Source organism: Polynucleobacter sp. UK-Gri1-W3 (genome assembly GCF_018881595.1).
GTDB lineage: Bacteria > Pseudomonadota > Gammaproteobacteria > Burkholderiales > Burkholderiaceae > Polynucleobacter.
Genome location: NZ_JACVQA010000001.1, coordinates 248,355 through 273,178 on the forward strand (window position 1 = coordinate 248,355; position 24,824 = coordinate 273,178).

Here is a 24,824-nt window from a genome sequence, read left to right on the forward strand (position 1 = left end):
TAATTTCATAAGGAAATGCCATGATGCGTTTATGGGGTCGTAAAAGTTCTATTAACGTTCAAAAAGTATTGTGGTGCCTTGCTGAGCTTGGACTAAAAGAAGGCAAAGACTTTGAACGTATCGATGCTGGCCTTCAATTTGGAATCAACAACACGCCAGAGTTTTTAAAACTCAATCCCAATGGCTTAGTACCGACGCTACAAGACGGTGAAATTGTGCTTTGGGAATCTAACACCATCATGCGTTACTTAGTTTCACAGTATGACAAAAATGGACGCTTTCCAAAAGATGTGGCTGCTCAATATAGCTCTGAAAAAATGATGGATTGGCAATTAGCAACCTTTTGGCCTCCATTGCGCACTGCCTTCTTAGGCCTTACTAGAACTGCTGAGAAGGATCGTGATTACGGCGCCATCCAAAAAGGCTATCAAGCAACGAATCAAACCCTTGGTTTGCTCGATCAGATCCTGTCTACGCAAGACTACTGCTCAGGCAATCAATTTAATATTGGCGATATTGTGGTGGCCTTAGGCGTGCATCGCTGGATTTTATTAAACGATACCTTTCCAGAGAAAACTGGCCCACGCAGCGAACTCAAAAACGTTGAGCGCTGGTTAAAGCAAATGAGATCTGAAACGCAGTTTGGTGAGTTTGCTGACAAAGAACTCAATATCGTTAAATAATTTTTCTTTTATTTGTTACTGCTGTTTAAATTTCTTGGCGTGGTGATCAGCGCCGATAAATAAGTACATTGCTGGCACCACAAAGAGTGTAAATAATGTACCAATCGATAGGCCTGTGAAGATCACGATACCCATTGATTTACGCCCAGCAGCACCAGCGCCTGAAGCGATCACCAAAGGTAATACGCCTAACACCATCGCAGCAGTAGTCATCAAAATAGGGCGCAAACGAACACTACTTGCCTCAACAATAGCGTCTAACTTACTGCGGCCGGCTTCTTGAAGCTCATTAGCAAACTCCACAATCAAAATACCGTGCTTACTAATCAAGCCCATGAGAGTGACTAGACCTACCTGGGTGTACACGTTTAAGGTCGTGAATCCCAAGTTAATAAAGATCAAGGCGCCAAACAAAGCTAGCGGTACAGAAACCAAAATCACAATCGGGTCACGGAAGCTTTCAAACTGCGCTGCAAGCACTAAAAACACAATCAGAATCGCGAAGAACATAGTGACTAAAAAGCCGCCAGACTCAGCCATAAATTGGCGTGAAGGGCCAGCGTAGTCCATGCTATAGCCACTAGGCGCAACTTCTTTTAAGGTCTGGCGCATAAAGGCCAACAAATCGGCCTGAGAAATAAATGGCGTACTCACACCCGAAATCGTTGCAGAGTTCAATTGCTGAAAGTGATTAATCGACTGAGGTACAACTCTTTGCTTAATTGTTGCAATAGTGCGTGCCTGAACCATAGCGCCACTTGGAGTACGAATGTAGTAGTCCAAGATTTGATCAGGGTTCAAACGGTCAACTTGTTTGACTTGTGGAATCACGCGGTAAGAGCGCCCTGCTACTGAGAAGTAATTAACGTAACCGCCCCCCAATGCCGCAGAGAGTGCTGCGCCAACTTGTTCCTGAGTCATGCCTAAAGCCGCTACTTTTTCTCGATCAATTTCTAATACATCTTGTGGTTTATCGATCTTGAGATCGGAATCCACGAAAAAGAAATTACCGCTACGGCGCGCTTTATCAAGGACCGCTTGCGAAACCTCGTTTAACGCCGCATAAGATTCGGTTGTATTGATGACTACTTGTACTGGCAAGCCTTGTGCGCCCGGTAATGCTGGGAACTGAAAGGCTGCAACACGTGCACCTGCAATTGAGTTCCACTTCTGCTGCATATCTTCTTGGAACTTGGTTGCATTGCGATTGCGTTCACCCCAGTCTTTCAGCAAGATACCGCCAAAACTAGATGTTGGACTCGTAATCTGAAAGGCCTGTTCGTATTCTGGCTCTGCAGCAGCAATCGCGTAGATCTGATCTGCATAAGTCTGCATTTGATTCACCGTACTATTGGGAGGCCCTGATGCTTGCATCAAAACGATACCTTGGTCTTCTGTTGGCGCAAGTTCTCCCCACGCAGTTGAATATAAATACGCAACGCCGCCCAATAGAATGACACCCATCACGATAATGACCTGCCATGTACTTAAGAGATCACGCAAAGTCTTTTGATAACTGTGATGTACCTTATCGAAAATGCGATCAATCTTTTGCACAAATGGTGAAGCCTCTTGCTCTTCGGTAAAAATGCGGGAACACATCATGGGTGATAGTGTTAAGGCAATTAATCCCGAAACGGCCACCGCACTAGCCAAAGTAAAGGCAAATTCTGTAAATAAAGCACCTGTTAGTCCGCCCTGAAAGCCAATCGGGATATACACCGCAATCAGCACTACCGTCATTGCCAAAATAGGACCGCCTAATTCACGGGCAGCAATTAAGGAGGCCTCTAGCGGGGACTTGCCTTCTTTCATATGACGGTCAACGTTCTCCACCACAATGATGGCATCGTCAACTACCAATCCAATTGCCAATACCAAAGCGAGCAGGGTCAGCAAGTTAATCGAATAACCTAGAACTTGCATCAGGAAGAAGGTGCCAATCAATGACAAAGGCATAGCAATCACTGGAACAGCAACGGCACGAGCACTTCCCAAGAAGAGGTAGATCACCACAGTCACAATCACCAGCGCCTCTAATAAAGTAGAAACTACTTCATCAATAGAGCTGGTAATAAATTTGGTGGAGTCGTAAACAATCTTGCCAGTCATGCCAATAGGCAATTGTTTCTGAATATCGGGAACCACATCCCGTACTCGCTGAGCTACGTCTAATAAGTTGGCTTGGGGTGCAACCTTAATTGCAATAAAAACTGACTTTTTGCCGCTGAAGGCAACGTTCGTGTTGTAGTCCTCAGATCCTAAAGTGACTGTAGCCACTTGATCTAAGTAAACAATATTCACACCATCTTTTTTAATGACTAACTTCCGAAACTCTTCGAGAGTATGTAGGTCTGTGCCAGCAACTAAGTCGACTGAAACCATCTCGCCTTTGGTGCTCCCAACAGCAGATAAGTAATTATTAGCTGACATGGCACTATAGACATCGTCAGCACCAACGCCCAGGCCAGCCATCTTTTCGCGATCTAACCAAGCACGTAAGGCAAACTTTCGACCACCAGTGATCTCAGCATTTTGAACACCCTCAACTGAGTCCAGCTTTGGCTTTACAACACGCAACAGATAATCAGTAATGGCATTGTTAGGGATTTCATCACTATAGAAACCCATATACATTGCGGCAGTAGATTGACCAACCTGTACCGTCAAAATAGGTTGCTGTGCCTGAGGTGGCAACTGATTCTTTACTGCACTAATTTGAGTCTGTATCTGCGTTAACGCCGCATTAGAGTCATAGTTCAACTTCAGCGTAGCAACAATAGTTGAAACACCACTAACACTAGCTGAGGATAGGTAATCAATACCTTGTGCCTGAGCTATAGAAGCTTCCAGCGGTTGAGTAATAAAGCCTGCAATTGTTTCAGGATCGGCGCCATAGTAAGCCGTAGTAATTGTCACAATCGCATTTTGGGTTTGCGGATATTGATTTACCGGCAAAGAACCAATTGCCTTCAAACCAAATATTAAGACAAGGGCACTCACCACTAGGGAGAGTACTGGCCTACGGATGAATATGTCAGTCCAATTCATCTGCTAATTATTCCTGCGGCTTTGGATCAGGTGAGTTTGCTGGCTGCACCTTGTTATTAATAATCAATGGTGTGCCATTTTTAAGCTTAAGCTGACCACTAGTAACAACCGTTGCGCCTTCATCGATACCCTTCAAAATAGCTACTTGATCACCACGAGTTAATCCAGTAGTTACAAATACCTGTTGCGCCTCAAGAGCAGGGTTACCTTGTTTATCTTTCTTACCAGTAGGCTTAGCAATAAAGACAGTTGATCCATAGGGGTTATAGGTTACTGCCGTCTGCGGCAAGGTTAGGTACTTCACTTGATCGCCCAGCTTGATATTCACATTAGCGAACATGCCCGGCAGGATTTTCTTATCTGGATTGGCAAGTTGCGCTTCAACTTGAATATTGCGAGTATTGGTATCGACCTTTGGACTGACGGCAGTAATCTTGCCTGTGAAGCTGGCATCCTTAAATGCATCCGTTGTCACGATGACCTCTTGACCAACCTGAATTTGCTCAGCATTATTTTGTGGCAAGTTGAAATCTACAAAAATTGGATCGAGGGTTTGCAGTGTGAGCAGCTTATCGCCAGGATTGACATACTGACCTGGATTAATCGACACAATACCGACGCGCCCACTAAAAGGTGCTTTGAGATTTTTCTTCGCTACTAATGCTGTTTGCTGCTCAACCTGTGCTTGCTTGGATTTTGAATCTGCAGCGCTAGTATCAAATACATTTTTACTGATTGCCTGAATTGCTAATTGCTGTCTATCACGCTCATTAATTACCTTTGCTAAATCAGCCAGCGCTTTTAAAGAATTTAGCTGAGCAACATCAGACGCATCATTTAACTTAATAAGGAGCTCGCCTTCTTTGACATCTTGTCCAGACTTTACGGGCACTGCTTGTACTAAGCCACCCAGTTCGGTGCTGAGTTCAACACCTCTATATGCGCGTACATTACCAACACTCGTTAACTTTGGCTGCCATTCAGTAGTAGCAATAACCAGCGTAGATACTGTCGCAGGTGGCAAACCCATGCCAGCAATGAAATGCTTAATCATGAACGTCTTGAGCTGATTGAAAGCGAAGATCAAACCCAATAATAAAAATACTCCGCAAAGCATGATGGTCATACGACGTTGCAGTGGCTCCATCGCCATTAACTTTTCATGCGCTTTAGTACTGCGCCACTTTTGACCCATGCGTGCCCAAAAGGCTTTTACCTTACCCCAAAGAGCAATTGCTCTCTCGCGTAATTTCCATTCAATCGCCTTGCGCTGTATCCATGCCCACAGGGCAAGATTCATAGCAATAAGCTTGTTCTTAATTTTTTCCAGAAGTTTCATTTTGATCTTTGTTCGCTATGTCTTTTGGTTTAAATGCAGGGCCTTCACGATTCCACCAGCCACCGCCGAGCGCTGCAAATAAAGCTGCCGTATCCGAGAAGCGAGTTGCTTGTGCTGCAACGGATTTCACTTTTGCTTGTTGATACTGATTTTGGTAATAGAGGACTGCTAAATAACTTGCTGTACCTAACTTATATTGCTGCTGTACTAAATCTAAAGTTTCGTAAGCGTAACGTTCCGCATCCGATGCCGCTTTGAGTGCTTGGGCACCAGTCTCAAGTGCACGTAATGCATTAGCTACTTCTTGAAATGCATTTAAGACTGTTGCTTGATATTGAAATGCTGCCAACTCATAGTTGGCAATCGCACCGCGACGCTGCGCCAACAAAGCTCCGCCCTGAAACAGGGGCTGCAAGATTCCACCACCAAGAGTCCATAAAGCAGAGTTCGGCCCAAATAATCCAGCGGAAGTTAATGCAGCTGCGCCAATGGATCCAGTGATATTAAATTGCGGCAATAAGTTCGCCGTTGCAACGCCCACAAAAGCATTCTGCGCCTTTAACTGAGCTTCGGCAGCGCGTACATCGGGACGTTGGCGCACTAAGCTAGATGGAACTGTTAGGGGTAGCTTTTCTGGCAACTGTAAATTTGCAAGATCAAATTTCGCGATATTGGCATTGCTTGGAATCTCGCCTACCAGCACCGCCAACTGATTGCGCGCAAATGCGAGATTTCTCTCGTAGTTAAATAGATCTACTTGAGAATTAGATACTAAGGTTCGCTGTGAAGTGACATCAACCTTAGAAACTGTACCAATAACTAACTGCTTTTCGGTTACCTCAGCAAGATTAGTTTGGGCTTTTAAAATTTCTTCTGTGGCCTGCATCTGCGCTCGCAGTGCAGCCTCTTTAACGGCACTCGTCACTACGTTGGCAGTAAGTGAAAGATAGGCGCCCTCCAGCTGAAACTGCGCAACTTCTGCTTGAGCGCGAGCCCCTTCAACCGCTCTACGAGCCCCACCAAAGACATCTATCTTATACGTTACATTGACTGTAGCGTTATATAGATTGTAAGTATCAGTTCCATAGTTCAAACCGTAAACGGCTGAGGGCTGTTTCTGTCTAATTGCGTTTGCACCTACACCAATTGCCGGAAAGTATTGGCTGCCAACTTGTGCGTTGACATTTTCTTGGGCAGCGCGCAATGCTGCATCAGCAGCACCTAAATTTGGATTCTGCTCAAGGGCTCTTTTAATCAACGCATCAAGTTCAGGAGATTTATAGAGCTCCCACCATTGGGCTTCAATATCAGCCCCTTCAACAAACTCTTGATCACTACCCCCAGGAACACCAGGTGCAGTAGCTAGCTTTTTAGATAAGGTGGTTTCCGTATAAGAGGAAGTCTTGGGCGCTTCCGGCTGCTTAAAGTCTGGTCCAACTGCACACGCAGAAAGTACACCTGCGCAAATTAGCACAAGCAAATACAAACGGATAAGCGGGGGCGTCGACATAAACATGGGTTGCAACAAATATCCTTCTTTACAGGACTTATTTGAACACAAAAATGCAATCAGGGCTTCGTAAAGCCCTGATTTATCTACTGAATTTTGTCCACAACTTGATGTGAATGTCAAACAGGTAAAAATTTATTCGACCGTAACGCTCTTTGCTAGGTTTCTAGGCTTATCAACATCAGTGCCGCGCGCACAAGCGGTGTGATAAGCCAATAGCTGCAGAGGAACCACGTGCAATATTGGGGAGAGGCTGCCATAGTGCTCAGGCAACTTGATGACATTGATGCCATCGCTACTGGAGATATGACTATCTTGATCGGCAAATACATAAAGTTTGCCGCCACGTGCTTTGACCTCCTGCATATTGGACTTTAGCTTCTCCAATAGAACGTCATTAGGCGCAACGGTAACCACGGGCATCTTATCTGTCACTAAAGCTAGCGGCCCATGCTTTAACTCACCAGCCGGATAAGCTTCGGCGTGAATATAAGAAATCTCTTTTAACTTCAATGCGCCTTCAAGCGCAATTGGGTAGTGCGTTCCACGACCAAGGAATAATGCATTTTCACATTTAGAAAAAGCATCGCTCCAAGCAATGATTTGTGGCTCAAGGGCAAGGACAGCATGAAGTGCTTTTGGCAAGTGACGCAATTCACGCAGCAGCTCTTTTTCTTTTTCAGCAGAAATTATGCCATTGCGTTTTGCAACAGAAACCGCCAAAAGATAAAGCGCTAAAAGTTGTGTAGTAAATGCTTTGGTTGAAGCAACGCCAATTTCAGCGCCAGCCTTAGTCAAGAAATGCCAATCAGTTTCACGAACCATGGCACTACTTGCCACATTACAGATTGCTAAGGTGTACTGATGACCTAAGCTCTTGGCATGACGCAATGCTGCGAGAGTATCCGCCGTCTCCCCGGATTGCGAAACCACAACAATCAAGGTTTTTGGGTTAGGCACAGTAGTGCGATAGCGATACTCACTTGCAATTTCCACTTGAGTGGGAATTCCCGCAATATCTTCCAACCAATATTTGGCAACACATGCAGAGTAATAACTTGTGCCACAGGCTAATATTAAAATTTGATCAAATGCTTTCCAGCCTTCTGGATTGGCCTCAAATAACTCTGGACCAAAATTAGTGATGTTGGCAAGCGTGTCGCCAATTGCTCTAGGCTGCTCAAATATTTCTTTTTGCATGTAATGCTGATATGGCCCAAGATCAACCGAGTCCGCTTGGGCTGGCATGGGCTTTAGCTCTCTTTGAGCAGGGTTGCCAGCCTGATCAATTACTGCAACGCTATCTGCTTTAAGTACAGCGACATCACCCTCTTCCAAATACATCATGGAATGAGCGCGCCCCGCCAATGCCAAGGCATCAGAAGCCAAGAAGTGCTCATGATCACCAATGGCAACCACCAGAGGAGAACCAACACGCGCACCAACCAAGGTGCCTGGATTGTCTTGAGCGATTACACCAATAGCGTATGCACCATGTAGCTTAGGAAGTACTGCCCTTACCGAAGTTGCAATATCTTTTTGACCACTAGCTACATATTGCTGGTGTATTAAATGGGCAATCACCTCAGTATCTGTTTCTGAAGTGAAATCATAGCCAGCAGTTTTTAATTCGGCACGCAGGGTTTCATAGTTTTCGATAATGCCGTTATGCACAACCGCAATTAAGCCCCCAGAGATATGGGGATGTGCATTTTGCGTATCTGGTTTGCCATGAGTGGCCCAACGTGTATGAGCAATACCCAAGGTGCCAAAAAAATCTTTGCCTTGTTCTCCCAACTCAGAAACACGTGCAGTAGTTCGCGCTCTTTCAATAGGATGATTTGTGTCATCACCATTAATTACCGCAAAACCACAAGAGTCATACCCGCGGTACTCTAGGCGGCGTAAGCCCTCAACCAGAACATCAACAATGTTTTTATGGGAGGCAGCGCCAACAATGCCGCACATTATTTTTTACCCCTTGTAGTTTTCTTGACTACTTTCTTCACAGTTTTCTTTGTTGCCACTTTTTTGGTGGTAACTTTTTTAGCGGAAATCTTTTTTTCCTGCTTCACAGGACGCTGCCATTGCAATGAAATTTGCTTTGCTCTAGATACTGTGAGCTGATTAGGTGGTGCATCTTTAGTCAAAGTTGTGCCAGCGCCTAATGTAGCGCCACGCCCAACGCGCACCGGAGCAACTAGCTGCGTATCAGACCCAATGAAAACATCATCTTCAATAATGGTCTGGTGTTTATTAACACCGTCGTAGTTACAGGTAATAGTGCCAGCACCAATATTGACTCTTGCGCCAACAATCGAGTCCCCGACATAAGCTAAATGATTGGCTTTACTGTTAGCTGCAATTTTGCTGTTCTTTACTTCTACAAAATTACCGATATGCACATCATTTGCCAAGTCTGCACCAGGACGTAATCGAGCATAAGGGCCAATTAACGATTGATTGCCCACTTTCGCGCCATCTACATGACTGTATGCATGAATAGTTACGCCTTTACCGATCATGCTATTACGAATAATGCAATAAGGACCAATCTTCGTACCAGCGTCCAAAGTGACACGGCCTTCGAATACGCAACCAACATCAATTGACACGTCAGCACCGCAATCTAGGGTGCCCCGCACATCTATGCGCGCTGGATCGGCAAGAGATGCTCCTGCATCCATTAGTTGATTGGCAATATTAAGTTGATATACGCGCTCGAGAGCAGCCAATTGATCGCGGCTGTTAACGCCCACAGTCTCAAACTCGTCATCGGCTTGAGTTGTACGAATAGGCACGCCATCTTTGACCGCCATAGCAATCACATCAGTTAAGTAGTACTCGCCTTGTGCATTGCTGGCACGTAAGGCTTTGAGCCACTTCTTTAATGAATTTGTTGGCAGCACCATGATGCCGGTGTTAATTTCTTGAATGGCTTTTTGTACTGGTGTAGCGTCTTTCTCTTCAACAATTGCTTTTACAGAGCCGTCTGCATCACGCACGATACGGCCGTAACCAGTTGGGTTGCTTAGGTTCTGTGTCAACAAAGCCAAAGCAGAATCTTGTCCTCTGACACCATCAGCTAATTTAACTAATTTAGCTAATGTCTTTTTAGTAGTGAGGGGAACATCACCATACAAAACCAATGTTGGTTCTTGCAAATCTAATTTAGGCAGGGCTTGCAATAACGCATGGCCCGTTCCTTTTTGTTCCGCCTGAAGCGCAGTCGTCACCTTGCTAAAGCTTGGATGATCCTTGCTAGCGCTTGCTAAGAATAGTTTTACATCTGCCGCGCCATGGCCAACTACCACAACTGGCCCACTTTTAGCCTGCTTACCTTGCAGCGAGAGCGCAGTAGCAAGAACATGCTGAAGCAGAGGTTTTCCTGCAAGGGTTTGCAGGACCTTGGGCAGGGCGGATTTCATCCGCTTTCCTTGCCCAGCAGCCAAAATGACGATATTCATAAAGGGGGATTATAAATCCCCTGAATCATGGTTCCGCAGGCTAATTCATCCAATTCAGCCTCATCAATTGCCTTATCTCCAGAAGACCTAGCGGCAATACCTGATAACTCAGTGGAAATCTCCAGATTTTTGAAATCAAAGGCTTCACTATCCATTAAATGGGATGGCACGATGTGATGCATGGAGCGGAATACGTTCTCCACCCTGCCTGGATGCTTCTTTTCCCAGTCGCGCAACATTTCTTTCATAACCTGGCGCTGAAGATTAGGCTGACTCCCACATAAATCACACGGAATAATGGGGAAATTCATATCCGTCGCATAACGCTCAAGTAATTTCTCGGGAACATAAGCCAAGGGGCGAATCACAATATGCTTGCCATCATCAGAGCGTAACTTTGGCGGCATACCCTTGAGCTTTCCCGCATAAAACATATTGAGCATCAGCGTTTCTAGAATGTCATCACGATGATGACCTAAGGCAATCTTAGTAGCGCCTAATTCATCGGCTACGCGATACAAAATTCCGCGACGTAAACGTGAGCACAATCCACAGGTAGTTTTACCCTCAGGAATCACACGCTTCACAATGCTGTAAGTATCTTGCTCTTCGATATGATACTGAACACCTAAGCCCTTCAAATAGTTGGGTAATATTTCAGCAGGAAAATTAGGCTGCTTCTGATCTAAGTTCACCGCAATGATTTCAAAATGAATCGGTGCACGTTCACGCAACTTCATCAGAATATCGAGCATGGCATAACTGTCTTTTCCGCCCGATACACACACCATCACCTTGTCGCCATCTTCAATCATGCCAAAGTCACCAATAGCCTGACCTACCAAGCGACAAAGTTTTTTCTCTAGCTTGTTTTCTTCGAAGACAACTTTACGAATATCGCCCATAAGAGTTTTTTCTAATTCTTTTTTAAGAAGTCTTTATACGAAATACTTCAACACCAACCGAGTGACAATCTGGATACACATCAGGCTTAGCTGTGCTCACACGCGCTGCTAATACCTTTGGGTGAAGCAGCATTGCGGTCACAATGTCATCACAAAAGGTCTCCTGCAAATGAATATGGCCCTTAGAGGCTCTTGCTTTAATGGTTTCACGCATAAAGTCGTAATCCACCACTTCATCTAATTGATCATTGGTAGGGGTATTCACTCCCAAGGGAATATACAAATCCACATTGAGGATGACGCGTTGCTCTGCTTTTTTCTCAAAGTCATGAACACCAATATTGATATAAATCTCATAGTCCTGAAGAAATAAACGGCGACAGTCAAGAAGAGCAGGATGAGAAAGAATGGCGTGCATGTATATTTACTTTTTAAAAATACTTAATTGGTTTTAAACATCACATCACGTGATGAAGGCAATAAATGTTGTCCGCCATCTACATACAAAGTGGTTCCAGTAATGGCGCCAGACTCAGCTAAAAATACTGCTGCTTTTGCAATGTCTAGGGGCGTTGAGGATCTTCCTAGTGGCGTCATTTGATGCGCTTTAGAAAAGCCATCAATCGTTTGATCGCCTGATGGCAAAGAGATTCCTGGTGCCAATCCGACTACTCGCAGATGTGGCGCAAAATCCATAGCTAACAATTCAACCGAAGATAGTAATGCTGCCTTAGATAATGTGTAAGACAAGTAATCTGGATTGGGGTTAATTAATTTTTGGTCCAGCAATTGAATCACCGCAGGGATCACATCGGATTTATTAGGTTTATTTTTTTGATACTCAAACATCAGTTGAGATAACAAAATTGGCGCCGTCAAATTGACCTGCATATGCTCTTGCAAAAGTTTCGCGCTCAATGGGGTATTTGAATTGGCACGGTCATATTCAAATATCGATGCGCTATTTACTAGGCAATCCAAATTAGGAAAGCTCTTGATTGCGGCTAAGAAAAGGGCTTTTGCTCCCCCTTCAACAGCCAAATCCGCCTGAAAGGCCTGAGCCTTAACCCCTAAGCCCTGAATTTCTTCAACGGTTTGCGCAGCCTCTTGGTCCGATCGCCCATAATGAACGGCAACATCCCAGCCCTGACGGGCAAACTGCAAGGCAATTTCTCGACCCAGACGCTTTGCAGCGCCAGTCACTAAAACGGCTTTCACTTGCTGGGATGGGGATGTTGAACTAGGGTTCAATTAAATTCTCTTAGACTAGCGAGCTATGGATATTACCTTGACCAGCCTTGAAGCGGAGCATAGCGCTCTTTTAAAGGCCAAAATAGCCTCTCAAATCAGCTCAAAGGGCGGCTGGCTCCCATTTTCTCGCTATATGGAGATGGCCTTATATGAGCCTGGAATGGGTTATTACAGCGCTGGTGCCCACAAACTTGGTACTGGCGGCGATTTCACTACTGCCCCAGAATTAAGCCCTCTTTTTGGCGCAGCTATTTGCTCTACCCTTCTGCCAGTACTTAAGGGGCTAAAGGCAAAAGGTCTACCAACTCAAATTTTAGAGTTTGGTGCGGGGACTGGGAAACTCGCCACCTCCATTCTGACCCGCCTCAATGATCTCGACTTTCATGTAGACCGTTACGACATTATTGAAATCTCTCCAGACTTAGCCCAACGTCAGCAAGAAAGAATTGGTGACACGCTCAAGCTACTCAATCTTGACACGCAATGCAGTTGGCTTAATCAATTGCCAGAAAATTTCAAAGGCGTTATTTTGGCAAATGAAGTGATTGATGCCATTCCTTGCGATGCGATTACTTATCAAAATGGATTTTGGTATTGGTATGGCGTTACTTTTGAAAACGACAATCTAATCTGGAAAGTCGGCGCACCCGTCGAACAACAATTACTTCCCGAAAGCCTTCTCAACGGCAACTTGTCAGAAGGTTATGTCACCGAACTGCACACGCCAGCAAACGCATGGATGCAGCAAGTTGCTAAGCATTTAGATGTCGGGCTATTCCTCACATTTGACTATGGGTTTCCTGAGAGTGAGTACTACCATCCGCAAAGACTTGAAGGTACGTTAATGGCCCATCATCGCCATCACGCAATTCAAGACCCATTTTATCTACCCGGTCTTTGCGACTTAACTACTCATGTTGAGTGGTCCCAAATTGCTCGTAGTGCATTAACCCAAAACGCAGATGATGCTTATCTCACCAATCAAGCGGCTTACTTGCTGGATGCAGGCATTGGTGATATTGCGCTAGAAATTGGCGACCCAAGTAATCCAGAAACCTTCCTACCGATTTCCAATTCTTTACAAAAGTTATTGTCTGAGGCGGAAATGGGTGAGCTCTTTAAAGCTTTTGCATTCTCGAAAAAATTAGATGACTTACTACCAGGTCATGTATTGGAAGATCTGCCTGGATTACGCGGTAGAAATAGGCTATAGCTCTTGGCTGTTTAAGCTTCTAGGGCTTGTGTGATCGCAGCTAACCTGGCAACCTCAAATGCGATGCCAATGCGCTCACCGTTGGATCTGTCTTCTGCAGCTACACCGGCGATAATTTCTGCGGTGTTAATGGCTTGCGTGGTGCGCATTGCATTAATCAAAGGAAAAACATTCATGCGCAATTTTTCTGCTAAATTCAAAATTGCTTGTGCTCGATCTGGTTTACGCCAAACATCTGCTCGATTAAACCAAGCCAGAACATCTATTGGCTGATAAGAATTATTGAGATGCTTGTTTACTAAAGCGGTAAGGTCACTAAATATCTCACTGAAATCTCGCACGTCAATTGGTATGCGAATGCATTCAGACCATGAACGAATTTCACTTGCAGATAAGCCCATTAAAGCAATCGCGCAGCGTTCTTCGATGCCATTTCCAGCCAAAGCAAAGTGTGAAATCAACTCCTCCCTAAATGGCTCCTCAGATAGGCTGGCAGCCAATGTAGGTGGCAATATAGTTTTCGCAGCGCCAGTATTTAAAAGGACTTGAAACAGGTGCATCGGCTTTGAGGCAACTAAGCCTCTAGCCAACTCCTGCCAAATACGTTCTGCTGATAAAGCATTTAACTCGCCTGATTGAACAATCGCTTTTAAGGCGACAAGTGTTTCATCAGCAACACTAAATTCAGGGAAGCGCGCAGCAAAGCGAGCTATGCGCAGCAAGCGCAATGGGTCTTCTGCAAATGCATCTGATACATGTCGAAAGACTTTACTAGCCAGATCTTCTTGGCCGTTATAAGGATCAATAATGGGACCAAATTGTTTGTCATCAGCGCCCACTTCTTGCGCCATTGCATTGATTGTTAAATCACGGCGTTCTAAGTCTTGCTCTAGAGTGACGGAAGGATCGGCATAAAAATGAAAGCCTTTATAGCCCTGACCAGTCTTACGCTCGGTACGTGCAAGGGCATATTCCGCCTGCGTCTCTGGATGCAAAAACACTGGGAAATCTTTACCAACAGGCCGAAAGCCTTTAGCTACCATTTCTTCTGCGCTGGACCCCACCACAACATAATCAATATCGTGTACAGGCAGACCCATGAGGGTATCCCTAATGGCTCCCCCTACTGCGTAGATTTTCATTACTGCATGCCCTCGAGGCTGCGACGACTCATTTTGAATACATCCGGCAATGCATCGATACCGTTTACTGGCAAAGTATTAGGTAATTGCATTGAGGCAATATTGTCACGCGACATCAATGTTGGGCCTGGCAAAAATTCAAATGCCAATGCTTGTAAATAGCCCACAAAGGCCGGCACAGGAATAATGACGCAAGAGGTTTTGGCCTTACGTGCAGCAAACTCAACAATTTCCTTCATGGTGTAAACCGTTGGTCCCACCAAATCATAAGACTGATGAATCGTTTGAGGCATCGATAAGGACTTAACAAATGCAGATGCAACATCATCCACGCTCACGGGCTGGAACTGCGCTTGATAATTTGCTAATGGCATTGCCGGAAGCAGCTTAGTCAATTTAGAGAACAAATTAATGAACTGATCCTGGGCACCAAAGATGACTGAAGGCCTAAAGATAGTCCAAGCTATATTACTAGCTTTGACTGCAGCTTCGCCATCACCTTTGCTGCGCTGATACATTGACGGGCCATGAGAGTCAGCACCCAATGCGCTCATATGTAAATAGCGTTTTAGGCCATGCAACTGCATCGCAGTAATAATATTTTTAGGAAGCTCCACGTGGGCGGCTTTAAATACCTTCCCATAAGGCATGGCCGGCTTATCGTGTAATACACCAACCAAATTAATCACAGCGCCGTTTGGCTTAATGCGCCCACAAAGACTCTGAAGTTCATCAAACTCATGAATATCGGCTTCTTCTACATGCACTTTAGGCAACATGCGTAATTCACGCGCAGCAAATAAATGACCAGTAGGTACCAATACTGAATAACCCGCTAGCTGAAGTTGCGCAGCAATGCCTCGTCCCACAAATCCATTGCCGCCGATCAGAAGAGTGTCATATTTCATAGAAAACTTTCTTTGCTTTATGTAGCGATAAATAGTTTAAGGAAGCTCGGATTGAGTAGCGGCTTTGGGCGTAATAACGCCTAAGCGCTGCTTTAAAGATTGGGTCTGACCATTCATTACCGAGGAATAGTAAGTAGCATTAGAGAGCACATTTTTTACATAGACGCGTGTCTCAGTAAATGGAATGGTTTCAGCAAAAATGGCTCCCTCAGTAGGACCAGGTAGTTTTTCACGCCAAGCCTTTGAGCGAGAAGGCCCTGCGTTATAGGCCGCAGAAGCTAATACCCAAGAACCATCCAGATCGACGAGGACCATATTTAAATAATTACTGCCCAATGTCAGGTTCGTACCGGTATCGCTCAACTTGTCATTGGTGTAATTTGTCATACCAATTTTCTTAGCCACGTACTTTGCTGTGTTCGGCATCACCTGCATTAGTCCAGATGCGCCCACAGAAGAAGCGGCACTCATAATGAAGCGCGACTCTTGACGAATCAAGCCATACGCCCAAGCAAGATTTAAATCAATCTGTCTTGCAATCGGAGATAACTCTTCTTTGTACGGAGTTGGGTAGCGTAAACTAAAATCATGCTCTTGCTTAGTCCGATCAGCAGTATTGACAACACGATCATATAAATTGATTCGCTTTGCATACTCTGCGGCAGCCAACAATTGCTTATCGGTCATATTACGCAATTCCCAATTCCACTCGCGATTGCCTTCAAAGCGAAGATTCATGGCATACAAGCGCTCGCCACGAATAAAGCCCTTGCGGCTCGCCATGGCATCAATCTCTTGCTCAGTAACCTTAGTTTTAGCAGGTGCATTATTGGATTTACCCAACTCTTCGCGTGCAAGCTGGCCATAAAAGTTATATTGATCGGCAATCATTTCAAAGCTGTCTTTAGCTTTTGCATCTTGACCTTCAACCTTGAGTGCACGACCATACCAATAAGCCCATGCAGGATCTTTGGTTCGGACTGCTGGGTTCATGCCATCAATCGCATTTTTAACTAGGGTCCAATCTTTAGCACGCAAGCCTGCACGCACCTTCCACTCTTGCGACTCAACCGAAAGGAGTTCGTTGTAGCCAAGCTCTTGCTGCAAACGATATGCGTCATCTGCGTTAGGATCTAATTTCTTGGCTAAAAATTGCCCGATCACACCCCATGCAACAGCTTGATTCTCTTTGCTGTAACGAGATGCGTTTTGAGAAAAATCACGATAGGCTTTAGATGGATCAGCCTTTGCGGCTTTCACAATATCCCCAATTGGATCTTCGCCACCAAGGCGGCGTGCCATTGTGTCAAAGCCCTTCTCGCTTGCTGCACGACCAAGAGCCTTGGCTTCACTCGGAGACATGCCGCCAGCAGCAACCAATGAAGGCACTAATTCTTGGCATGCTTGTCCAAAATAACTTGGATCCAGCAAGATTGCTCGTGAATCAAGAGCTAACTTCGTTGGGTTCTCGCCTTGCGACAATTTAGATAACAGGGAGTAGCACTTCACTTGCGTATCGTCATCCAATACAAACTTGGCATACTCCACATCAAAACGCGCCCAGTCTTTACGCTTACCCAAAACTAACAACCAATCATTGCGCATACGGTCAGCCAATGCAGTGCCTTGATATTGATTCAAGAATGCAACTACCTGAGCATCTGCACCGTAATCATTACGTGGGCCACCAGCACTATCAAATAATTGTGGTTTGATGCGGAAGTAGGCTACATAGTCATCAAATGGGTAGTTAGCCAAATTAGATGAAAGCTGCTGAGTACGAAATACATCATTCTTTTTAGCAGCTTCACGTAAATCAACAAACATCCGATCAGTATCGGTAATTTCAGCTGGCGCAGCCTTACTCTCATAGGACTTGGGCAGACTTGGCTTTTTCAGCTTTTCTGCAAAAGAATTTGACATGCTTAGAGCTAGGCCCAAAACTAGGATTTTGGCCAATTGGAGGTATTTGCCGTTCACTATTACAGACTTCATTATTGCGATCTAACCCCATCTTTATTTACAAGGCATAGGCCCTGTAGTTATTGATTACTATATCCTTTAATTTTCGCCTGATAATGGTTGATATGCACGGTAATTCACCAAAATCTCTTCGCCAAGATTTATTAAAACAACGCAAAGAATTTGCTTCTGGGAATGGCTATGGTGCTGCAGAGGCGGGCTTGATTGCGGGCATCAATCATTTTTTGGCAAATGAGGGCAATTTCATTCGTTCTATAGCGCTTTATTGGCCAATTCAGAATGAAGTTGATTTACGTCCAACCTTATTAAGTTGGATGAAGAATGGTGCTCAGAATCGACTTGCGCTACCCTATGCGCGGCCCGATAAACATCTTGATTTTTTCGAGTGGCAAGAAGGAGACGCCTTAATTCCAAGCGCACACGGCGTTCCAGAGCCCGACCCAGAAAACGAGAATAGACAACAACTGATTCCAGACTGCATTCTTATTCCCTGCGTTGGCTGGTCTAGCTCGGTTTTGAATGGCAAGTCACGCTACTGGCGCTTGGGCTATGGCGGGGGCTATTTCGACCGGACTTTGGCACAGCTACGAAAAGATAACCCAAACCTCATTTGCATGGGGGTTGGGTTTAATTGGCAAAAATTAGATGACTCTCAGTGGGCGGCCCAAACTCATGATGAGCCTTTAGATTTACTCTTGACGGAGTCTGGTTTACTTCGCTAAATGAATGCCTTAGTTTTTCTTTGTTAATCCTAAGTTATCGGCAATCGATAAAACTGCATCAGCTTGATTTAGCGAGTAGAAATGAATACCTGGTGCACCAACAGCTAGTAGCTGGTCACACAGGTCTGTGACAACTTCTTCACCAAATGCACGGATAGAAGCAATGTCGTCGCCATAAGACTGGAGACGCAAACGAATCCAACGTGGAATCTCTGCACCACATGCATCAGAAAATCTCAATAACTGACTACTGTTTGTGATCGGCATAATGCCAGCAATGATCGGCTGTGTAACACCTAAGTCATATGCTTCATCAACAAAGCGAAAATAAGCATCGCTATTATAAAAATACTGAGTAACAGCAGAGTTTGCACCCGCCTTCATTTTTTGCACAAAGAAATCGATATCGCTAGCAGGCGACTTTGCCTGCGGATGTGTTTCTGGATAAGCGGCTACATCGATATGAAACCAATCGCCTGTCTCTGTACGAATAAATTCTACTAATTCATTGGCATGATGAAACTCGCCATACTGACCCATGCCAGATGGCAAGTCACCGCGCAAAGCCACAATACGCTTCACGCCTAAGGCTTGATATTGCTTGAGCATTTCGCGCACGCTCTCACGTGAACTACCAACACAAGATAGGTGGGGAGCAACTGCTGCACCAGCAGCATGAATGTCGCCCACTACCTTTAACGTGCCGGACTGAGTAGAACCACCGGCACCAAATGTCACGGAATAAAAAGCGGGCTTGAGTGTTTCAGAAAAACGCTCACGTACAAGATGCAACTTACTCTCACCTTCAGGTGTTTTTGGAGGAAAGAATTCAACGCTTAATTCCATGATTTTGGGCCTAGGTATCTATTGAAGAATGAATGGATTAATAACGGTAGTGGTCAGCCTTGTATGGGCCTTGCTTCGTTACACCAATATAAGAAGCTTGCTGATCTGACAACACAGTTAACTCTGCATTCAGAGTCTTGAGCTGTAAACGAGCAACTTTCTCATCCAAATGCTTAGGCAGGGTGTAAACACCGACTGGGTATTTATCTGTACCTACTGCATTCCACAATTCGATTTGAGCAATCACTTGGTTTGCAAATGAAGAGCTCATGACGTATGAAGGATGTCCTGTACCGCAACCTAGGTTAACCAAACGACCTTTAGCCAAAATGATGATGCGCTTTTCAGGCTTGCCATTGGCTGCGGGGAAAATGACATGGTCAACTTGTGGCTTGATTTCTTCCCACTTGTATTTCTCAATACCAGCAACATCGATCTCATTATCAAAGTGGCCGATGTTACAAACGATGGCCTGATTCTTCATCTTTGCCATGTGGTCATGTGTAATCACGTGGTAGTTACCTGTTGCAGAAACAAAAATGTCTGCCTTGTCAGCAGCGTAATCCATTGTTACAACACGATAGCCTTCCATTGCAGCTTGCAATGCACAAATTGGATCTACTTCAGTAACCCAGACTTGAGCGGATAAAGCGCGTAATGCTTGAGCTGAACCTTTACCCACATCGCCGTAGCCACAAACTACTGCTACCTTACCGGCAACCATAACGTCAGTAGCACGCTTGATCGCATCTACTAAAGACTCACGGCAACCGTAAAGGTTGTCGAACTTGCTCTTAGTGACAGAGTCATTTACGTTAATTGCAGGGAACTTCAACTCGCCCTTAGCAAACATTTGATACAAGCGATGTACGCCAGTAGTAGTCTCTTCTGTAACGCCTTTAACTTTTTCTAAGCGCGTTGAATACCAAGTTGGGTCTTGTACCAATTTTTTCTTAATGGCTGCAAACAAAATAGTTTCTTCTTCACTAGTTGGATTGCTTAAACAAGCTTGATCTTTTTCAGCACGTGCACCAAGGTGCAATAACAAAGTTGCATCGCCGCCATCATCCAAAATCATATTGGTGTAGCCGCCATCAGCCCACTCAAAAATACGGTGGGTAAAGTCCCAGTACTGCTCAAGCGTTTCGCCTTTGATGGCAAACACTGGTGTGCCATTTGCAGCAATTGCAGCAGCAGCATGGTCTTGTGTAGAGAAAATATTGCAAGAGGCCCACTGAACTTCAGCGCCGAGCGCCTCAAGTGTCTCGATCAAGACTGCCGTTTGAATAGTCATGTGCAATGAACCAGTAATGCGTGCGCCACGCAATGGCTGTTGTGCAGCAAATTCATCACGAATGGCAACTAAGCCAGGCATCTCAGTTTCAGCAATGGCGATTTCTTTACGGCCAAAGTCAGCCAAAGAGATGTCAGCAATTGCGCAACGTGTTGCAACAAAGTTATTTAAATCAGAAACGGTATTCATTAATGCTCCAGCTAAATACGATCCAACGCTGGAGTAGAAACTCGCTAGCCATTGAATCATGGGTTAGCGAGCGCGGTTGCAATTAGCAAACTCCGGGGGTTACCTTAGAGTCCACTCCCTTCAAGCCTGGGGAAGTGCTGGGTCTCAGCATTCCTTGCAACGCTCCTTGAAGGTATGCCGCAATTGTAAACAATTACGGCATATTTCGCCTTAATACAACTACAAACTGCTTATTTCCTGCTTATAGGCCTGCTGCCGCACGTAATACAGCTGCTTTATCTGTTTGCTCCCAAGTAAATTCTGGCTCTTCGCGACCAAAGTGGCCATAAGCAGCAGTCTTCTTATAAATTGGGCGCAAGAGATTAAGCATCTTCACGATACCTTTTGGACGCAAATCAAAGTGCTCAGAAACCAATTGAGCAATCTTCTCATCAGAAATCTTGCCAGTACCAAATGTGCTCACCATTACTGAAGTTGGCTTAGCAACACCAATCGCATAAGAGATCTGAATCAAGCACTTGCTAGCTAAACCAGCAGCCACTACGTTCTTCGCAACATAACGTCCAGCGTATGCAGCAGAGCGGTCAACCTTAGAGGGATCTTTACCGGAGAAAGCGCCACCACCGTGAGGGGCTGCACCACCGTAGGTATCCACAATAATTTTGCGACCAGTTAGACCGCAATCGCCTTGTGGGCCGCCGATAACGAAACGACCTGTTGGGTTAACTAAGAAGTTAATTGCACCTTTGATCAAATGCTTAGGCAATACTGGTTTGATGATTTCTTCAATAACCGCTTCGCGCAATTTTTCGAGAGAAATATTTTCATCATGCTGAGTGGACAACACAACGGTGTCAATAGAGTCAGGCTTGCCATCCACATAACGCAAGGTCACTTGTGACTTCGCATCAGGGCGCAACCAGTTCAAACGGCCATCGCGACGCAATTGGGATTGACGTTCAACTAAACGGTGTGACAAGTGAATTGGCAAAGGCATGAGCTCTGCAGTTTCATCGCAAGCGTAACCAAACATAAGGCCTTGGTCGCCAGCACCTTGATCTAAGCCGTCATCATGGGCTTTATCAACGCCTTGAGCAATGTCAGGACTTTGCTTGTCATAAGCAACTAAGACTGCGCAACCTTTGTAGTCGATACCGTAGTCAGTATTGTCGTAACCGATTTCACGCAAGGTATTGCGCGCAACTTGGATGTAATCAACGTTAGCGTTAGTAGTAATTTCACCAGCTAAAACTACTAAGCCGGTGTTGCACAAAGTTTCTGCTGCAACGCGTGCAGTAGGATCTTGAGCCAGGATGGCGTCTAAGATCGAATCAGAGATTTGGTCTGCTACTTTATCGGGATGACCTTCAGAAACAGATTCTGAGGTGAAGAAGTAATCATTTGCCATTGCATATTCCTTTAATAATTAACACGATCATAGGGACAACTCGACGTGCCAGGAACTACAACGGCGACGCTTTAGCAGAATTTATGAATCGCCCTGCAAGTTGCCTTAACTCAGCGATGAAGCAATTTTATCTGAAAAGCACTTAATTCAGCAAATCGAACTGAAATCCACACACCGAGAGCGGCATTGAATATCATTGGGGGGTGCAAAAACTCCTTCTAAAGCTCTGCCTGAATACGATTGCCGTGCTCCCCCTAGCGCTAGTGCAGGTCATAGGGGCCTTTTTAGGCATGCTGGCATATATTGGCTCCGAGCAATACCGCTCACTCTTTCGACCCCAATACGAAGCTGTAGTGAATACGCATGGCTTGCCATTCAAGCTGTGGGGAGCGGTGAGAGCCTCCGGAATGTTGTTTTCAGACAGCTTATGGATTTGGCGTAACCCCGCAAAAGCGCTGAAGTTGGTTGAAGTGCAAAACTGGGATGTAGTTGAAGCGGCGATCGGTGAAGGCCATGGCTTGGTCATGCTTACACCTCACCTTGGTGGCTTTGAAATCATCCCGCGCGTACTTGCCCAACATTTTCCAGCAACGATTCTCTATAGACCATCGCGCCAAGAATGGCTCAATCAAGTAGTGGAAGAAGGTCGCGCTTACCCAAATATGCATTTCGTGCCGACCAACCTCAATGGTGTGCGCCAAATGACTAGAGCACTCACTCGAGGTGAAGCAATTGGCATTCTTCCAGATCAAGTGCCTAGTGGTGGCGAAGGTGTTTGGGTACCATTTTTTGGACGCCCCGCCTACACAACACCATTACCCGCTCGACTTGCCAATCGCAACAACACACCGGTAGTCATGTTTTCTGCCAAACGCAAAGGCATTGGCCAGGGATGGCTTATGCAGGCAACTCGCCTTACTCCTTTGTCTGAAGATGCCAACATCGCTGCGGCAGAACTCAATATGGCGATTGAAAACGCCGTTCTCATCGCACCAGAACAATTTATTTGGTCATATAACCGCTACAAGCATCCTGCTGGCGCAGAATTACCTCCAAGCAATTAAATCAATTCGTTATCATTTTTTGAAATGACCTGGTTACAAAACCTCTTTAATTTCTTGGCGCTCAATCTCTTGCGCCTTTTTGCCTTCCTCCCTTACACCATTACCGTCCATGTAGGCTACGGCCTAGGCTGGCTTGCAGCCCATACTCCAAATAGTCGTACCCATGTTGTAAAAACCAATTTGCGCTTGTGCTTTCCCAATCTCAGCGAAAAAGAAATTGACGATCTTGCAATAGAGCACTGGAAATTATTCGGTCGTAGCGTACTAGAGAGAAGCCGCATTTGGCTTGGTAGTGGCAAACAAATTACCGACATTGTCACAATCGAATCGGCAATTACGCTGGGAGATCGCAAGCCACGCCTGCTGATTAACCCACACTTTGTTGGGCTTGAAGGCGGCTTCATGGCACTTTCAGTATTGGCTAACCAACACGACTGGCCAAGCGGCGCAGGGCTGTACCAAAACATGAAGAATCCTTTCTTCAATCAAAAAATGATTGAGTGGAGAAATCGCTTTGGCGGCAAATCGATCGAGAGACAAAGTCGCTTACGTGATCTCATCCGAGAAATTCAAACGGGTAACTTTATTTTTATTGCCCCCGACATTGACTTGGGCCCTCGTGACTCCGTCTTTGTGCCTTTCTTTGGCATACAGACCAATACCATTACTTCCGTCTCCCGCCTAGCAAGGCTGAGCGGGGCTGAGGTGTGCCTTATGACAACTACCTTAAATAAAGATCGTAAAGGCTATACCTGCCATATCAGCGAGCCATTGCCGAACTTTCCTAGTGATGATGTTGAAAAAGATACCGCTCGCTTAAATCAATACATTGAGGAGCTTGTTCGCGAAAGACCAGCAGAGTACTATTGGGTTCATAAGCGCTTTAAACATAGACCCGAAGGCGAACCTAGTCTTTACGATTAAACGGAATCATTTTGAGCATCAATACCAGCAATCCCGTACGCAAAATTCGCTTCACCAAAATGCATGGTGCTGGTAATGATTTTATTGTGCTCAATGGCATCGACCAAGATCTCAGCAACATTACCCGCGAGCAATGGCAAGCATTAGCCCATCGTCAATTTGGAATTGGTGCAGATCAAATTCTCCTGGTTGAAAAAGCCACGCGTCCTGATGCTGATTTTAGATACCGCATTTTTAATGCTGACGGCGGTGAGGTAGAGCAATGCGGCAATGGCTCGCGCTGCTTTGTACGCTTTGTATTAGATCAAGGTCTTTCCAATAAGAATCCATTACGCGTGGAAGTGGCACACACCGTTCTGACTCTCAAGTCCCATCCGGATGGCCAGGTTGAGGTGGATATGGGCGCACCAATTTTTGAGCACAGTCATATTCCATTTAATGCCAATGGCTTGGCAACCGTACAAGAGTTTCAAGAAACGCTGTACGAACTTCCCCTCAATTACCCAGCAACCCATGACAGTTTGGTTGGTGTTCTTTCCATGGGCAATCCACACGCTGTGCAGGTGGTTGGAGATGTCGATAGTGCGCCCGTTCTAGAAGAAGGACCTGAGATTGAAAAGTTTGAAGCGTTTCCTAAAAAAGTAAACGTGGGTTACCTGCAAGCGATCAATCGCCATGAAATCAAGTTACGCGTCTTCGAACGCGGTGCTGGGGAAACCTTAGCCTGCGGTACTGGCGCTTGTGCAGCAGTTGTTTCCGGCATACGCAGAGGCCTGTTAGATTCCCCCGTGAAAGTACATACGCGAGGTGGTGACCTTCAGATTGCGTGGGGCGGCTTCATCAATGATATTGCTCAACCCGTCATCATGACTGGCCCAGCAGTTACCGTCTTCGAAGGCGAAACAACAATCTAAAAGCTGTTGCT

General features: G+C 45.4%; 20 protein-coding genes and 1 riboswitch. Of the genes, 6 read left to right on the forward strand and 14 right to left on the reverse strand.

Annotated features, from left to right (window positions below; genetic code table 11):
- Positions 1 to 20: 20 nt before the first annotated feature.
- A complete protein-coding gene (locus tag ICN36_RS01285) occupies positions 21 to 683 on the forward strand; it encodes a glutathione S-transferase family protein (protein ID WP_216226660.1) in 663 nt (220 codons plus the stop codon).
- A 15-nt stretch (positions 684 to 698) separates the two neighbouring features.
- On the opposite strand, the gene ICN36_RS01290 is transcribed toward ICN36_RS01285, so the two are convergent.
- The 8 genes from ICN36_RS01290 to ICN36_RS01325 all read right to left on the reverse strand — a co-directional run bounded on the left by ICN36_RS01290 (position 699) and on the right by ICN36_RS01325 (position 12,206).
- Entirely contained in the window at positions 699 to 3,734 is a 3,036-nt protein-coding gene (locus tag ICN36_RS01290; protein WP_216226661.1) for an efflux RND transporter permease subunit, read from the reverse strand.
- A gap of 7 nt (positions 3,735 to 3,741) precedes the next feature.
- The gene (locus ICN36_RS01295) at positions 3,742 to 4,881 is read right to left on the reverse strand and encodes an efflux RND transporter periplasmic adaptor subunit (protein WP_216226849.1); all 1,140 of its coding nucleotides are present in this window, start codon (positions 4,879 to 4,881) and stop codon (positions 3,742 to 3,744) included.
- A 169-nt stretch (positions 4,882 to 5,050) separates the two neighbouring features.
- Positions 5,051 to 6,583 carry an efflux transporter outer membrane subunit gene (locus tag ICN36_RS01300; protein WP_255531186.1) on the reverse strand — a complete coding sequence of 511 codons (1,533 nt, stop codon included), beginning with the start codon at positions 6,581 to 6,583 and terminating at the stop codon, positions 5,051 to 5,053.
- Between the two features lie 135 nt (positions 6,584 to 6,718).
- Positions 6,719 to 8,551: a glutamine--fructose-6-phosphate transaminase (isomerizing) gene (gene glmS, locus ICN36_RS01305; RefSeq protein WP_216226662.1), complete on the reverse strand. Its 1,833-nt coding sequence runs from the start codon at positions 8,549 to 8,551 to the stop codon at positions 6,719 to 6,721.
- Complete coding sequence (gene glmU / locus ICN36_RS01310) at positions 8,551 to 10,050, reverse strand: bifunctional UDP-N-acetylglucosamine diphosphorylase/glucosamine-1-phosphate N-acetyltransferase GlmU (RefSeq protein ID WP_216226663.1); 1,500 nt, start codon at positions 10,048 to 10,050, stop codon at positions 8,551 to 8,553. The genes glmS and glmU overlap by 1 nt, the downstream gene beginning before the upstream one ends.
- Positions 10,047 to 10,955 (reverse strand): tRNA 2-thiocytidine(32) synthetase TtcA, encoded by a 909-nt coding sequence (gene ttcA / locus ICN36_RS01315; RefSeq protein WP_216226664.1) that lies wholly within the window; start codon positions 10,953 to 10,955, stop codon positions 10,047 to 10,049. The genes glmU and ttcA overlap by 4 nt, the downstream gene beginning before the upstream one ends.
- A gap of 22 nt (positions 10,956 to 10,977) precedes the next feature.
- Positions 10,978 to 11,373 (reverse strand): dihydroneopterin aldolase, encoded by a 396-nt coding sequence (locus ICN36_RS01320; RefSeq protein WP_216226665.1) that lies wholly within the window; start codon positions 11,371 to 11,373, stop codon positions 10,978 to 10,980.
- Positions 11,374 to 11,396: 23 nt separating this feature from the next.
- Positions 11,397 to 12,206: an SDR family oxidoreductase gene (locus ICN36_RS01325; RefSeq protein ID WP_216226666.1), complete on the reverse strand. Its 810-nt coding sequence runs from the start codon at positions 12,204 to 12,206 to the stop codon at positions 11,397 to 11,399.
- Between the two features lie 25 nt (positions 12,207 to 12,231).
- Between ICN36_RS01325 and ICN36_RS01330 the strand changes: the two genes are divergently transcribed.
- Positions 12,232 to 13,419: a class I SAM-dependent methyltransferase gene (locus ICN36_RS01330; protein ID WP_216226667.1), complete on the forward strand. Its 1,188-nt coding sequence runs from the start codon at positions 12,232 to 12,234 to the stop codon at positions 13,417 to 13,419.
- A gap of 11 nt (positions 13,420 to 13,430) precedes the next feature.
- Here ICN36_RS01330 and ICN36_RS01335 read toward each other — a convergent pair whose 3' ends face one another.
- From ICN36_RS01335 to ICN36_RS01345, 3 genes are read right to left on the reverse strand one after another with little or no spacing between them, the layout of a single operon-like run.
- Positions 13,431 to 14,561 (reverse strand): polynucleotide adenylyltransferase, encoded by a 1,131-nt coding sequence (locus ICN36_RS01335; RefSeq protein WP_216226668.1) that lies wholly within the window; start codon positions 14,559 to 14,561, stop codon positions 13,431 to 13,433.
- A complete protein-coding gene (locus ICN36_RS01340; RefSeq protein ID WP_216226669.1) occupies positions 14,561 to 15,469 on the reverse strand; it encodes a complex I NDUFA9 subunit family protein in 909 nt (302 codons plus the stop codon). Before ICN36_RS01340 ends, ICN36_RS01335 begins: the two co-directional genes overlap by 1 nt.
- Before the next feature lie 36 nt (positions 15,470 to 15,505).
- The gene (locus ICN36_RS01345) at positions 15,506 to 17,464 is read right to left on the reverse strand and encodes a lytic transglycosylase domain-containing protein (RefSeq protein WP_255531187.1); all 1,959 of its coding nucleotides are present in this window, start codon (positions 17,462 to 17,464) and stop codon (positions 15,506 to 15,508) included.
- An 83-nt stretch (positions 17,465 to 17,547) separates the two neighbouring features.
- On the opposite strand from ICN36_RS01345, the gene ICN36_RS01350 reads away from it, so the two are divergent.
- A complete protein-coding gene (locus ICN36_RS01350) occupies positions 17,548 to 18,174 on the forward strand; it encodes a 5-formyltetrahydrofolate cyclo-ligase (RefSeq protein WP_216226670.1) in 627 nt (208 codons plus the stop codon).
- Positions 18,175 to 18,183: 9 nt separating this feature from the next.
- On the opposite strand, the gene metF is transcribed toward ICN36_RS01350, so the two are convergent.
- The 3 genes from metF to metK form a co-directional block, all read right to left on the reverse strand.
- Positions 18,184 to 19,020 carry a methylenetetrahydrofolate reductase [NAD(P)H] gene (metF, locus tag ICN36_RS01355; RefSeq protein WP_216226671.1) on the reverse strand — a complete coding sequence of 279 codons (837 nt, stop codon included), beginning with the start codon at positions 19,018 to 19,020 and terminating at the stop codon, positions 18,184 to 18,186.
- A gap of 37 nt (positions 19,021 to 19,057) precedes the next feature.
- Positions 19,058 to 20,503 carry an adenosylhomocysteinase gene (ahcY, locus tag ICN36_RS01360; protein ID WP_216226852.1) on the reverse strand — a complete coding sequence of 482 codons (1,446 nt, stop codon included), beginning with the start codon at positions 20,501 to 20,503 and terminating at the stop codon, positions 19,058 to 19,060.
- Positions 20,504 to 20,564: 61 nt separating this feature from the next.
- A riboswitch (S-adenosyl-L-homocysteine riboswitch) is annotated at positions 20,565 to 20,677 on the reverse strand.
- A gap of 67 nt (positions 20,678 to 20,744) precedes the next feature.
- On the reverse strand, positions 20,745 to 21,911 hold the full coding sequence (gene metK / locus ICN36_RS01365; protein WP_216226672.1) for a methionine adenosyltransferase: 1,167 nt from the start codon (positions 21,909 to 21,911) through the stop codon (positions 20,745 to 20,747).
- Positions 21,912 to 22,114: 203 nt separating this feature from the next.
- Between metK and ICN36_RS01370 the strand changes: the two genes are divergently transcribed.
- Genes ICN36_RS01370 through dapF form a run of 3 tightly spaced genes read left to right on the forward strand, consistent with a single transcriptional unit; the run spans position 22,115 to position 24,813 of the window.
- The gene (locus tag ICN36_RS01370) at positions 22,115 to 22,975 is read left to right on the forward strand and encodes a lysophospholipid acyltransferase family protein (RefSeq protein WP_370623367.1); all 861 of its coding nucleotides are present in this window, start codon (positions 22,115 to 22,117) and stop codon (positions 22,973 to 22,975) included.
- Positions 22,976 to 22,999: 24 nt separating this feature from the next.
- On the forward strand, positions 23,000 to 23,899 hold the full coding sequence (locus tag ICN36_RS01375; protein ID WP_216226673.1) for a lipid A biosynthesis acyltransferase: 900 nt from the start codon (positions 23,000 to 23,002) through the stop codon (positions 23,897 to 23,899).
- A gap of 17 nt (positions 23,900 to 23,916) precedes the next feature.
- Positions 23,917 to 24,813, forward strand: a complete 897-nt coding sequence (gene dapF / locus ICN36_RS01380) for a diaminopimelate epimerase (RefSeq protein WP_370623390.1) — start codon at positions 23,917 to 23,919, stop codon at positions 24,811 to 24,813.
- The last annotated feature ends 11 nt before the right edge of the window (positions 24,814 to 24,824 follow it).